The following is a 14,053-nucleotide window of genomic DNA, read 5'->3' as shown; positions in this document are numbered from 1 at the left end:
CCGAGGTGCCTCGTTAAAAGTGAAGCACCCAATACTGATAAGTTGAGCCGAAGTTTTAAGATTTCGCGAGGTTTTGTTCGTAGACCTTAAGTGCGTGTTCTAAATCTTCTATCAAGTCTTCTACATCTTCAAGACCGATGTGAAGGCGGATCACGGGGCCAAGTGTCCAACCTGTAGTTGATCGCAAATGCTCCATGGTTTTATTGGCTGTAACTAAACTTTCATAGCCGCCCCATGAGAAACCCATTTTAAAATGGGATAAAGCATCTAAGAAGCGGTTAATCGCCTTTTGGCTACCTTCTTTCATTACGATTGAAAATAAACCATTACTACCATCAAAGTCTCGCTTGAAGAATTCATGACCAGGGCAAGTATCAAAAGCGGGATGTCTAACGTGATCCACGAGCGGATGCGCTTCGAGCCATTTCGCCACCGTCATTGCCGACTGCTCGTGTTGTCTTAACCTCGCAGGCATAGTACGTAACCCACGTAGTGCTAAATAAGCATCATCTGCAGAGGTACATTGACCAAGCAAATACGAGTGCTCTCTAAGCTCAGGCCAATAGCGCTCGTTTGCAACAGCAACCCCCATCATGACATCCGAATGCCCAACAATATACTTGGTTGCGGCTTGAATGCTGATATCAACACCATGATCGAGCGGACGAAATTGCCAGCCATTGCCCCACGTATTATCAAGCATAGTGATAACGCCACGGCGCTTTGCAACTTCAACCATCGCTGGTACATCTTGTACTTCCATGGTGATTGAACCTGGAGACTCTAAGAACAACACTTTGGTATTGTCTTGAATTAACGCGTCAATTCCAGCGCCAACCATAGGGTCATAATAAGTGGTTTCGATACCATAGCCTTTTAACAGCTTATCGCACAAATCTCTGGTTGGTTCATAGGCAGTATCCACCATCAGCAAGTGATCGCCAGCTTTTAAAAATGACAGTAGTGACTGTGCGATAGCAGCAGCACCAGACGGATATAAGGCGCAACCCGCACCATTTTCAAGCTCTGTAATGGCATCTTGCAAGGCGAAATGGGTATTGGTGCCACGGCGGCCGTAAAACAAAGTGCGATGTCCACGTCCTTTTATCGCTTCTTGCATTTCGGCAACGCTCTCAAAAACTACGGTAGAGGCGCGCTGAACAACTGGGTTTACTACCCCTTTGGTATATTCTGCTTTTCTTCCAGCAGCAACGATTTTAGTATGCTTTTTCATAATTACTCTTCTGATTGTGCACGCCAGTATTCAACTAAATATCTGGAGATCGAGTCTTCTCTGGTGAGTTTATAGCCGGGCTTTGTATCGCCCCACTCTGAAAATGTATTAAGCTCCGCCCGTGAAAACCATTTAGCTTGCTCAAGCTCATCTTGCTCGACAAAAATCTCTGTGGTTTTCGCCTTCGCGATAAACCCAAGCATAAGTGAAGACGGAAACGGCCAAGGCTGTGAGGCAATATAAGTGGCGTCGTATGCTTCAACACCCGCCTCTTCCATCACTTCCCTTATCACGGCTTGCTCTAACGACTCGCCGGGATCAACAAACCCAGCCAGTGTCGAAAATACACCTTCTGGCCAAACAGCCTGACGGCCCAACAAGCAGCGTTCAACGCCATCAGGGAAAACATGAGTGACAAGCATGATAACGGCTGGATCTGTACGTGGAAACGTCATGTGGCGGCATTCAGGGTTAACACAACGTCTTGCATGACCTGCTTCAACCATTTTATTGGGTTGCCCACAACGTCCGCAAAAACAATGGGTTTTATGCCAGTAGCATAAGCCTCGTGCAAGCACACCAATTGAGCCTTGTTGCTTTGGTAAGTTACGACCCACTTGGCGCATATCGATGAATTCTGACTCGGAGTCAATAAAAGAAAGCTTGTCTCGTTGTTTAGAGACGTCAAGCGCAAAATAGCTGTGCGCTTCGTCACGACCTAAGAATATCGCGTCTTGAAGTGCTAAATCAGCGACTTCTGTGCGAGAAAGATAGTGTAATTCATTATCTCCGATACGCACTAAATTAGCGTCGTCTTGAATTAATAACCAGCGACTATTGTCACCCATTTGAGATAATAACCAGTTTTGATCTTTTCTTTCGTTAGACGCTCTGTCTAACGTCATTTGAGTGTAATACAGCAAGCCCCTATTCCTTCGTGTTCTGGAACATTTTATCCACCTCGGCGAGACCTTAAAACTACCATAGCACAAAGGTACAGGCAAAAAAAAAGCCCATAAATGGGCTTTTGAAAACTACAGTGTGATTTCACACTACAGAGAGGCAAGATAGTCCAACAGCTTTTGATTTTCGTTTTCAATATGCTTATAGAATTCAATATCTTTTAGCTTAGATGCCGCAGCTTCATCGATGACGATTACAGCATCACGATGCATTTGTAGTGCCGAAGCCGGACACGCTGCAGTTAACGGGCCTTCCACCATAGCAACAACGGCATCAGCTTTGTTTTCACCCGTCGCTAATAACACGACTTTTTTAGCATCTAAAATCGTGCCAATACCCATTGTGATTGACAAATGAGGTTGGTACTCATCAGCTTTAAAAAAACGAGCATTATCATCAATCGTCGCTTTCGTTAGGGTTTTAACCCGAGTGCGAGACGTTAAGCCAGAAGATGGCTCGTTAAAGCCAATATGGCCATTTCTGCCAATACCTAACAGTTGTACATCAATACCACCAGCAGATTTAATACGCGCTTCATATTCGCCGCACGCCGTAATTGGATTTTTTGCATCACCCGGCGGTACGTGTGTGTTACTTCTATCAATGTTGATATGGTCAAATAGCTGCTGCTGCATAAAGTAACGATAACTTTGTGGGTGCGAGCCATCTAAGCCTAAATATTCATCTAGGTTAAAGCTGGTAACCTCAGCAAAACTGATTTCGTTTGCTTGGTTACGCTTAATTAATTCTTGATACAAAGCAACCGGTGTTGAACCCGTCGCTAATCCCAACACAGAGTTAGCTTTACGCTTTAATTGCGTTGTAAAAATGTCTGCACCATATGCTGCCACTTCGGCAGCGTCTTTTAAAATGACTACTTGCATACGATTAACCAAATGTTGAGATGATTAGAATAAAATGGGATCTGAGCCTTGCCTCGCGTGCAATCAAAGCAAGGTCAGATCGAACCTAATTGAGATACACAACATTAGGTTATTACCATTATGACAACGCTGTCATTATTATCAGAAATAATTCGCTTGTAAAGCAAAAGTGAAAAAAAATATGGATATTTTTTACTCTATGCAATCGAAAGGTGTTAAAAAGCCCACAACGGTGGGCTTTTTGAAAGGAGGCTAGTGAATATTATACACTTACAAAAATACGGCGTTTATACATCCAATGCAGCACTAAAAGCTGTACCGCCAGTAGCGCAAAAACAGCAATTAATGGTTGCCACGCAGTTGGCACGGCGGCAATCACGCCACCAAATACGCTTTTACTAATAAATGTCCAACTCACTAAGCTTGACGCTAAATAAATAATAATGGAGTTAGCCCCAATAATAACAAATGGATACGCCCAACGTTGAAAGCTGAGTACATCTACTATCGCGTAAAATACCGCAAGTAGAATTGCACTCCAGCCAACGGTTACTAGCACAAATGAGCTTGTCCACAGTTCTTTATTAACTGGAAATTGCATGTCCCAAAGCCAACCTAGTGCTAAAACAAGTACACCAGAGCCTGCCAAAATACCAACGGTTTTCCACTCTCCCTGCGTTTGTGCATTGGCAATCGCACGACCAGCAAATACACCTGCGATAGCATTTACAATGGCAGGTAAGCTTGACAGCACACCTTCTGGGTCAACCGGACGATTTTGATAACTGATCCCTGGCAGTAAATACGTGTCAATGAACGCATTCCAACTACCAACACCATTTGCACTTAAGTCCCCCGCTTGCCCACCAGGAACCGGGATAAAGCAAAGCAATACCCAATAAAATATCAATATGCCTACACCCACATAGGCCAAGGTTCGCAAACTCGTATGCCAAACCAGCAAAGCACAAAAGAACCAAGCAAACGCAATGCGACCTAATACACTGGCGTAGCGAACACCGTCAGGATCCATTGGGATCCCAGTTCCCCAACCATGGTTGTATAACACGCCAAAAGCACACAGTAACAAAAGGCGCTTCAGTGCTTTGAGATAAAACGGTTTACGTTCATTAAAGGTCAGATGGTCGATACGTTTAGGCGACAAGCCCATCGCCACACCCGATAAAAAGATAAACAGTGGAAAGATAAGATCATAAAAAGTGAAGCCATGCCAAGGGCTGTGTAGCGTGTGCGCTTCAAACGCCTTCCACCCTTGCCATCCGGTCAATACAAACAGTGCCGCAAAAATAGACTGGCCACCTAAGATCCAGAACATATCCATGCCGCGTAAGGCATCTAAAGACGCAAGTCGCTTTGGCTTATTATTCGTTGTCATTGTTATTTATCCGCGTGAAAACATTAACTATGGATCGCTCAATCAAGCAAATCCATTTGCCTCAAGGTTAGTTTTGATGCGCGTTGCAATCATGACTCTATCATTACGCACACGACATTAACTTCCTGAGTTGTCGATCCACCCATGCTTAACCAAATACCGGCTAAGCTTAAAAAAACAAAGCCCCGCGGTACTGCTGCGGGGTTTTATCAGGGAAACTTAAGCGGCCGTTTCCGTCCACTATTCAATTGCAAATCAGTTACAGCAACTGACCACCAATATAGGTTTGCTTCACAATCAAATCGCTATCGAGCACCACGAAATCAGCATCAGCGCCCGATCTTAGATGCCCCTTTTGAGACAGGCCAAGATATTGTGCAGGGTAAAGAGAGGCCATGCGCAAACTCTCCGCTAGGCTCACGTTAAGCGTATTGACGGTATTTCGCACCGCACTTGCCATATCCAATACACTACCAGCAAGCTCACCGGTTGTTGAATTTAACCGATCACCAGTACGAATAACTTTTCTGCCATCAAAAAAGTCAAACTCCGTATCATCTGTCCCAACCGGAGGCATGGCATCCGTCACTAGCATCACTTTGCCGCGCTGCTTAGTACGAATCGCAAGCTGTGCCGACAATGGATGAACGTGATGGCCATCAACAATCAAACCACACCAGCTATTGTCATTCCAAAGCGCGGCGCCGACAACGCCCGGCTCACGAGAAGTAAACGCAGACATTGCATTAAATAGGTGCGTAAAGCCATCCACGCCAACACTGAGTGCAGCGTTAGCAGTGTCATAGTCCGCGTTTGAATGACCGATACACACTTTCACACCCAGTGAAATCAAGAGTTCGATATCGCTAAGTGGCAGAGTTTCAGGTGCTAAAGTCACCATTTTGATGCCTAAATCTTGACGCGCGTAAACCGCAAACTCTTGCTCTGAAATTGGTCTAATGAACTTTTCGCTATGCGTACCCTTTTTAGGATGAGATAAGTGTGGACCTTCAAAATGGATCCCAAGCACTCCGGGCTGTTTAGTAACAATCGCTTCTGCTGTTGCATCTGCCGCTTGTTGCATCACTTCAATTTTGTCAGTGATAAGGGTTGGCATTAATCCCGTAGAACCAAATTGACCATGTGCTTTAACCATAGTCGCCAAGCATGCCGTCGATTGCTCGGCGTTAAAAAATGCACCGCCACCACCATTAACTTGTACGTCAATAAAGCCTGGTGCAACTAACCCTGATAGCTTAGATACATTGGTCGCTTGCGACTCATTGATATAACCAATTTGGCCGTTGTTTATTTCGAAGTAAACGTCTTTTCTAACACTTTCACCATCAAAAAATTCTGGAGCAAAATAACATTGAGTCGTCATTAGTTCGCCTTTTTTAATTCTTGACCTGCACTTTGAATTGCAAAGTAAATTGCCCCCATTTCAGGAGGTTGTTTCGGTAATTGGACTTGCTTTGCAACTTCTGGGTCGAGCCATGGTTGTAGTGGCTCTGATAATCCGCCGATCATAGAGAGTCTAGGCGGGTTTAGTTCAAGTAAACGCTTTGCTAAACGACTAATATATTCCGCACCAGACTTTACGATAGTAAGAGCAATTTCATCATTTAGCTTGGCTTGTTCTAATACATAACGAGCCAGCTTTGCATAACCACTAGACGGCTGCCCAGCCATTTGTTCAGCAATACCCATCGCCCCTTTCGCACTGAAGTGCTCTAGTAATACTTGGCTCAATGATGTTTTTTCGCCAAGGCCATCAAGATCGAGTAACGCAGCTTTGACCGCCTCTAATCCCATCCATGCGCCACTGCCCATATCGCCTTGAGCAAAGCCATGACCACCATAGTTCACTGTTTTACCATCAACTAACGCAAAACCACAGGAGCCGGTGCCCGTAATAATCACGGCACCATCGCTACCTTCATGAGCACCAATACACGCGGTGTGTAAGTCTGTGGTAAGGAACATTTGTTTAAAGGGATGCTCCCATTGCATGATTTTGTCATAGAGCGCGGGTAAGTTAACACCTGCAAGGCCAAGACCTGCATTTAGCTCATGTACTTGTTCAACACGAAGACCTGCGTCTTGTAACGCCATTTGTGTCGACACCATGATAGATTCAAGCGTGCGCTCTAGACCATGTAGGGGATTCGCAGGACCGCCTAGACCCGTACCCAAAACGCCATGTTGAAGAGAATAAATTGTAGCGCGGCATTTTGTTCCACCACCATCGACGCCGATGTATAGTTGGTCTTGGTTAACCTGTTTAGCCATCATGTAAAGACCCCTACTTTGTTCTGGATTAGACCGCGTTATTGTTTTCGTTGGACACGGTTTTTCATTCATGTTGAATTGATGTTACACAACAAATGACAGCGTTGTCATTAAATTTTTCAAGAAATTTCTTCATTTTGAAAAAAACTAATATTGCACAGATTGTGAGGATTGTCAGTGAAAAATTGCAATAATCGTCAAATTACAAGGACTAACAGAGATTAGGGATTGTTAGACACATAATAAAAAAGCGACTCAATATTACATCAAGTCGCTTTATCGATTTAACCTTGTCGTTCAGGTTATTCGCAGATTACTTAACCCCAAGTTCTCTTAAACGCTCTTGCAAATAGCTATCTGCAGTGTAACGCTCTGACAACACAACATCCGGTCTTGGATGTAAGAATAGCGGCAATGAAATACGAGATTTCGTCGACGCTTTGCCTGTTGGGTTAATCACACGGTGAATTGTCGATGGGAAGTAATCACCCGACGCCTCTTGCAGCATGTCACCAATGTTAATAATCAACGAACCAAAGTCGCATGGTACGTCTAACCAGCTGCCATCTTGTCTTTGCACTTGTAGGCCAGGCTCATTTGCCGCAGGCAATACAGTAAGTAGATTGATATCACCATGCGCTGCGGCGCGAATTGCACCTGGTTCTTCATCGCCTGTCATTGGTGGGTAATGAAGAATACGCAGTAATGTCTGCTCTGATTCTTTGATCATATCTTTGAGATCAATAGAGAATCTCGCTCTCACGTCTGCAGGCGCTTCCGCTTGTACCCAGCTTAGCAACTCTTGAGCAAACTCGCTCGCTAAACGGTAATATTCACGAATCTCTGCTTCTAATTGAGCCGGTACGCGACCTTTTGGATAAACGTGAAAGTACTCTTTAATGTCTTTTACTGTAAAACCTTTCGCAACTTCAGAGACTTCTGGTGGGAAGTAACCATCTTGGGTTTCTTTATTGAAAAGGAATTCGTGTTTTTCTTCTGAATTAAAAAATTCTTGCCAATGTTTGTAGATTGATTCAACCAACTCTTGTGGGATTGGGTGATTTTTTAGTACACCGAAACCCGTGTTTCTTAAAGATTCTACAAATTCTTTCGCAGCATTTGGCGATTGATAGTCTACGGTAGGTAACTGTTGCATAATGGTTCCACCAAAATTATTAGTAATTCATGGTTATTTACTCAATTGCACATCGGGGTAAATAACGCACTTCCCGTGTCATCTCAACACTGCGTACCTAGTAGAAGGTAAGGCGTATGTTATCGGGTCTGTTAACCTAGGGGGTTGTTTTTAAGCAGTAAACTTGTATTTAACAAGCCTCACTCAAAACAGCAACAGCAAAGGCTAAAAAGCCCTTATACGATCGTGTTGTCGATAATTCTTCAAAAAGTGTAGCTAATTACATGGTCAGCAGAGTACTTTTTAAAGATTACGTTTTAACAGCGAGCGAGCTTATTGAATTAGGACAAATGATATAAGGACTTATGTCCGCTTTTATGTATAGGGCCTGAGACTTTTGATGCAGATCAAGCATTATCGGGGGTATCTATCGGTATTTGGATATCCCACTCCAATCCTTGCGGTGTATTTTTCACGCTAAACTCTCCATTGAGTGCCCCTGAAACCAAGTTGGCAGTTAAATTTGCGCTTAACCCAACATGGCCTGCATTACCTCTTTTTGTCGTCACAAATGGTTTTAATAACTCTTGTGTACTAATTCCTCTAAGCCCTATTCCATTGTCAGTATAATTAACATGTAAATTGTTACCTGAGCGCGTAAAAGTGATGGTGGCAAGGTGATCATGGTCAATCCAGGCATGCGCAATAGAGTTTTCAACTAAGTTGCTCAATACCTCAACCAGTGCTTGACCATCCACGTAAACTTCAGTTGTTGTGTTACCAACAAACTGAATTTGTACGTCTTGCTTTGAAAAATCTTTTTTCAGTCTTGTTTCTATTTCTTGTAATTTAACGTCAGCACAGCTGCTATCTCGCTCAGACTGAGAGACCGATTTTAATAAGCTGACAAACTTAGCCACTTTTTCTAGATTACGGCTGCACAGCGCACTACTGTCTTTGATCTGCTCAAACCCCGTTACCAGCTCATCCTGCGTAAGCGTACCTACGGTGAGTGCACTTTGTAGCTCCTGCATGACGCCTTCTAAAAAGGTGTTGGACGTAATACTGGTACCAAGCGGGGTATTAATTTCGTGTGCAATCCCCATCACCATTTGGTTTATAGCCTTAGATAGCTGCTGTTTTACCGCTAACTTTTGCGCTTCAATTAACTTAAATTGGGTGTTTACTCTGGCTATGATTTCAGCGGGTTTATAAGGTTTGGTGATGTAATCAACACCACCGACTTCGAATGCTTGTACCAAGCTCTCGCTGTCTTCATAAGCACTCACAAAAATAACCGGAATGGCCGCCGCCGAATTGTCGGACTTAAGCACTTTACATAGTTCAATCCCCGACATATTTGGCATTTTTATATCGGTAATAATTAACTCAGGCTGGTGCTTTTTAACAATACCTAAGGCAATATCCCCACCCCGTGCTGCCAATACTTTATACCCTTCCTTTCTTAGTATGAGCTGCAATACTTGGAGGTTTTCCGGCATATCGTCAACAATTAAAATGTCTGACATGTAACGTTACTCAAGTCCTTAAGATAGACACTTTTTACAGCATAGCTTGAGATATTGTATATCGCGACTATGTTTATATATAAATTCACGCGTAAATAATAACTTATGTCCTCAAAAGCATTACTAAGTTGGATCGCACTTTTCGCCTTGATGGCTGCCCTAGGAAGCGCAACGCTTATCTACTACTCAACAACTACTCACAGCACTCTCGCGACCGACGTTAATACCGCTTACCACAACCACCTATCACTAGAGATGTATAGCAAAGATAAAAACGTCCAATGGCTAGGTGAAATCAAATCTGCACCAAGTCATCCATTACCACTTCCGTTACAACAAATCTATGAAACCCAAGCAAGACTAAAGTCTCAATTTTTAGCAGATACGGTTGAGCAGGCCGATTTGCCTCAAAGTTATCAAAACACCATCTCACAATTGCCTCTCATTGCAAACGCTGAACTTGAAACAAGCACAAATCAACAACTCCTAATACTGTTGATTACCGGCCTTGCCTTCGCGGTATTAACACTATTTTTAAGCTTTTATGTTTGGTTTATGCGCACCAAACATTTCTCCCCGCTCTATCGCATAGTCAATACGCTGCGTGCACAAGCGTTAAATGGCGCCCCTCTTTCTGTGGTGCCTACAAACAGTGACGTCGATGTAAAACGGCTCACGCAAGCGATCCATGTTGCCACCACCTCTCAAAGCCAAAAGTTGGCGTCAGCCGCAATTATCGAAAACTATAATCGCGAACTAAAATCCATCACCGGCTCCGAACCTATCGTGCGCCATGCACTAGAGTTTATTGCCAATGAGTTCAATGCACCGAGTGTTTGCCTCTATGCCAATTTAGAAGACGACGCCTTGTCGTTAGTGAAAAGCCATGGGGTGACGCCAAGCCATTCAATTATTGCCTCCACTCTAGCGCATTGCGCAGCAAATAATGAACCACAAGTACAACAAGAACCGTTGTGGCTCAAAGAACAAGAAGTTGAAGTGAAGTTACAAGGCCGTTATTGCTTTCCACTAGCCATCGGTAATCATGTTGTCTATGTGCTGCTAGTCGGTAGTGCTCAGGTGTTGATAGACAGCCAATTTGAAGCGCTCGAGTATTTGTGTAAGGACTTAAGCCTCGCGCTTGCCATCAATGAAAATATCGAAAAGCAGCAAAAGGCAGAATCGGCCTTAAGCGAACAACTCGAACTTACTCACCATATTATCAATGCTATCCCAAACCCCACGTATTATCGTTCGACTGACGGTGTATTTATGGGCGTAAACAAGTCCTTTTTAACACTGTTAGATCAATTTGAAGTAGATGTGATTGGCGCCAAGTTAGACGAGGTTTTTGATCTAGGAATAGCCAGTCTATTTGAATCCAAAGCTCACGAAATTACCACCACAACCCAGGAGCAAACCTATGAAGTATTATTGCTTGATGGCCAAGAACAGCCGCGGGAACTGATTGTATACGAAGCGCCATTTTTTAATGAAAATGGCGATGTAGCTGGTATTGTTGGCATGTACCTTGACGTTTCGGAGAGGAACCAACTACAACGTGAACTCATAGAAGCAAAAAACTTGGCCCAAAACTCGGCAAAAGCGAAAAGCGAATTCCTCGCCAACATGAGCCATGAAATTAGAACCCCAATGAACGCGATTATTGGTATGTCTCATCTCGCGCTCGCGACAGAATTGAATGCAAAACAGCACGACTACGTATCAAAAATAGATACAGCCGCAAAGCAATTACTGAGATTGATCAACGATATACTCGATTTTTCAAAAATCGAAGCTGGCAAAATCGAGTTAGAATATCAGGCCTTTTCAACAGAAAAACTACTCGACAATGTCGCCACCATCGTCAGTGTAAAAGCCCAAGAAAAACAACTAGAGTTAGTCTTTGATATCGACTCACAAGTGCCCTACTGCGTGATTGGCGATCAATTTAGAATAAGCCAAGTACTCATCAATTTAGCGGGTAACGCAGTTAAATTCACAGAAAACGGTGAGGTTGTTATTCGTGTCGCCCTTGTCAATGTCGAAAAAGGGTTAGCAAAAATTAAGTTTAGCGTAAAAGACTCTGGTATTGGCATGAATAAACGCCAGCAAAAAAACCTATTTCAATCTTTCTCGCAAGCAGACAATTCGATCACCCGAAAATATGGCGGTACAGGGCTTGGCCTCACGATTTCGCAACAATTGGTCAAGCTTATGGGGGGAGAAATATATGTTGAGAGCGAGGAAAACGTCGGTTCGGAATTTTATTTCACATTAGAAATGGAAGTCAGTGACGAGCTGAGTCAGGCGAAAATGGCCTCTACCCACTTATCAGAACTATCAGCAACAATTATTGACGATAACCAACACGCATTGGACGTGTTAAGCGGTATGCTAACAAACTTTGGTATGCAGGTTTGTTCTTATTTAGACCCTCATAAAGCGTTAAATCAATTCGTCCTGACACAAGAGTTACCCGATCTTATTTTCGTCGATTGGCACATGCCAAAATTAGATGGCATTGAGCTGATCACTAAGCTGCAATCGCAGGTCGATGTGTCGCAAAGTAAGTTTATTTTAGTCACCGCTTATGGTCGGGAGCTAAACCTGAACGACAGCCAAGCCAGTTTAGTTGATGGTGTACTTTTAAAGCCGATTAACCCGTCAAACCTTGTGGACGTTATTCAAAATGCCGTGTTTGATTCACCGGAAGTAAGAACCACTATCACCAAAAAAGAACAAACGATTAGTAAACAAGCACTAAATGGCATATCAATTTTGGTCGCGGAGGATCAGCCAGTCAATCAGGAGATAGCAGCGGAGATCTTATCTAGCTTCGGAGCGCAAGTAGCGGTCGCAGACAATGGACAAGAAGCCATTGATCAAGTTCATAGCAAACACATAGATATTGTTTTAATGGATATGCAAATGCCAGTGATGGACGGCATTACCGCGACGCAAAACCTTCGCATAGAGTTCGATAAAAATACACTCCCTATTCTAGCGATGACCGCCAATGCCATGGAAGAAGACATACAGACTTGCATCGATGCTGGTATGAATGACCACGTAACCAAACCCATCGACGTTGAACAACTCGTTAAAAGTATTTTGAAATACGTATGCACCGAAGCCGATGGCCTTTTAACAACGCCAGAAGTTAACCCACCAAAAGTCGTTGCAGAGATAGAGGAAATTGATGAGATCATTGAGTTTGAAGGTATTGATATTGCCGAGGGTATTGCTCGAGCAGCTGGCAACCAAAAGGTTTACTTCGATATCTTAGAAAAGTTCCTGTCCCAGCAGATTGAAGAGCTGATCAATTTAAAACAGGCTTTAGCCATTGAAAATTTTGAACTGGCACATAGCATGTTACATGCATTAAAAGGTGCTAGTGCTAACCTTTCGATTGTTAGGCTGACCGAGGAATTTAAGCACATTGAGGCTTCTCTCAATGTCCGCCCACCTAATGCAAGCGAAATTGACGAGCTGATTAAATACGTTAAATATGCACTGGAACAATGCCAAAAGCGTCGTAAAAAAGAAGCGTCTCATCAGGTAAAAAGTGTAACGAAAAACAACGAAGAAAAAGGTGGCAATAGTCAATTAGAGGAACTCATCCAGCTCGCATGTGCATTAAGAGATTATGATACTCAAGCCACAGAGCTAGTAGACTCAATTTCAGTAAGTAGCTATTTGACTGAACCAGAACTACAGAAATTAAAAACCGCCATCGCCCGCTTTGAGTTCAATGAAGCCTTTATGATGCTAACATCCATAAAGCATGTAGAAGAAGCACCGGAGCTTAATGCAGGAAAAGGCGCGCTGCATTAGTGCCATTACTATATATTTTATCCGAGGACGAAATGAAGATTTTTACCTAACAGAAAGGCCACAGATGTGGCCTTTCTGTTAGGTGCTCTAAATACGGTTTTACAGTCCTAACTGATCCATAAAGTCGTCATCTACAACATCTTCTTCCTGCGGCTTCGCTGGCTTTTTCTTCTCAGCCTGACTTGCAATAATGTCATCTGGGTCTACCGACTCTGCAATATCAAAGTCATGTAGCTTAATGAATTCAGTTTTATCCATTGCCAATTCAAGATAGAAAATATTCTGGCCTTGCGTGGTAAAGGTAACGCGTCTCGCCTGCGGGCGATCCATCGTTGTGTCTACCGAGATCTGCACCTGTTTGTTGATAGCCATCATCTTAGGCTGGTTTTGCGTGATAGAGGTATGTAGCTGCTCACGTACTTTGTTGGTGAAATCACCAACAATCTGATTCATCAACTCACCCAATACATTGGCAACGTCATCAGATAAATGACTATGCGCAATTTCTTCTTCAGGCATGCCCATGTTACGCATGTAGTCGGTATACACCTCCATCGCGGCTTGCGCGGTAAAATTAGTTACGACTAAACCGGTAAAGCCGCCATCAAACAATACGAAACAGCCGATGTCAGGCCTCATACAGGTACGAGTTATCTTTTGTACCATCGCGGAATAGTTAATTTGGTTGCCGCTTGCCGACGACAGAACTTCTGTTACTGAGTGGCATAGCGTTGAGAGGATGTCTTCTGTGCTAATCACTTTGCTTTTCGCCATTTTTGGTCT

The 14,053-nt window shown here is 43.4% G+C and carries 10 protein-coding genes; 1 reads left to right on the top strand and 9 read right to left on the bottom strand.

Annotated elements, in window-relative coordinates; all coding sequences use genetic code 11:
• Window positions 1-55: 55 nt before the first annotated feature.
• The 8 genes from PNC201_RS07145 to PNC201_RS07110 form a co-directional block, all read right to left on the bottom strand.
• The gene (locus tag PNC201_RS07145; RefSeq protein ID WP_102056613.1) at window positions 56-1,234 is read right to left on the bottom strand and encodes a cystathionine beta-lyase; all 1,179 of its coding nucleotides are present in this window, start codon (window positions 1,232-1,234) and stop codon (window positions 56-58) included.
• A gap of 2 nt (window positions 1,235-1,236) precedes the next feature.
• Entirely contained in the window at window positions 1,237-2,139 is a 903-nt protein-coding gene (gene nudC, locus PNC201_RS07140) for an NAD(+) diphosphatase (RefSeq protein ID WP_102056612.1), read from the bottom strand.
• A 147-nt stretch (window positions 2,140-2,286) separates the two neighbouring features.
• A complete protein-coding gene (gene nagB, locus PNC201_RS07135) occupies window positions 2,287-3,081 on the bottom strand; it encodes a glucosamine-6-phosphate deaminase (RefSeq protein WP_010604062.1) in 795 nt (264 codons plus the stop codon).
• A 262-nt stretch (window positions 3,082-3,343) separates the two neighbouring features.
• Complete coding sequence (gene nagX, locus PNC201_RS07130) at window positions 3,344-4,477, bottom strand: transmembrane glucosamine N-acetyltransferase NagX (RefSeq protein ID WP_102056611.1); 1,134 nt, start codon at window positions 4,475-4,477, stop codon at window positions 3,344-3,346.
• A gap of 259 nt (window positions 4,478-4,736) precedes the next feature.
• Window positions 4,737-5,861 carry an N-acetylglucosamine-6-phosphate deacetylase gene (gene nagA, locus PNC201_RS07125; RefSeq protein WP_102056610.1) on the bottom strand — a complete coding sequence of 375 codons (1,125 nt, stop codon included), beginning with the start codon at window positions 5,859-5,861 and terminating at the stop codon, window positions 4,737-4,739.
• Window positions 5,861-6,772 (bottom strand): N-acetylglucosamine kinase, encoded by a 912-nt coding sequence (nagK, locus tag PNC201_RS07120; RefSeq protein ID WP_102056609.1) that lies wholly within the window; start codon window positions 6,770-6,772, stop codon window positions 5,861-5,863. Before nagK ends, nagA begins: the two co-directional genes overlap by 1 nt.
• A gap of 310 nt (window positions 6,773-7,082) precedes the next feature.
• Window positions 7,083-7,925 (bottom strand): isopenicillin N synthase family dioxygenase, encoded by an 843-nt coding sequence (locus tag PNC201_RS07115; RefSeq protein ID WP_017219251.1) that lies wholly within the window; start codon window positions 7,923-7,925, stop codon window positions 7,083-7,085.
• Between the two features lie 386 nt (window positions 7,926-8,311).
• The gene (locus PNC201_RS07110; RefSeq protein WP_102056608.1) at window positions 8,312-9,433 is read right to left on the bottom strand and encodes a hybrid sensor histidine kinase/response regulator; all 1,122 of its coding nucleotides are present in this window, start codon (window positions 9,431-9,433) and stop codon (window positions 8,312-8,314) included.
• 105 nt (window positions 9,434-9,538) lie between these two features.
• Between PNC201_RS07110 and PNC201_RS07105 the strand changes: the two genes are divergently transcribed.
• A complete protein-coding gene (locus PNC201_RS07105; RefSeq protein WP_102056607.1) occupies window positions 9,539-13,270 on the top strand; it encodes a response regulator in 3,732 nt (1,243 codons plus the stop codon).
• 99 nt (window positions 13,271-13,369) lie between these two features.
• On the opposite strand, the gene PNC201_RS07100 is transcribed toward PNC201_RS07105, so the two are convergent.
• Window positions 13,370-14,044, bottom strand: a complete 675-nt coding sequence (locus tag PNC201_RS07100; protein ID WP_010378035.1) for a DUF3334 family protein — start codon at window positions 14,042-14,044, stop codon at window positions 13,370-13,372.
• Window positions 14,045-14,053 lie beyond the last annotated feature (9 nt).

This window comes from Pseudoalteromonas sp. NC201, from assembly GCF_002850255.1.
GTDB lineage: Bacteria > Pseudomonadota > Gammaproteobacteria > Enterobacterales > Alteromonadaceae > Pseudoalteromonas.
Note: the sequence above shows the minus strand (reverse complement) of the source record. Positions and strands in the feature narration are given on the sequence as shown.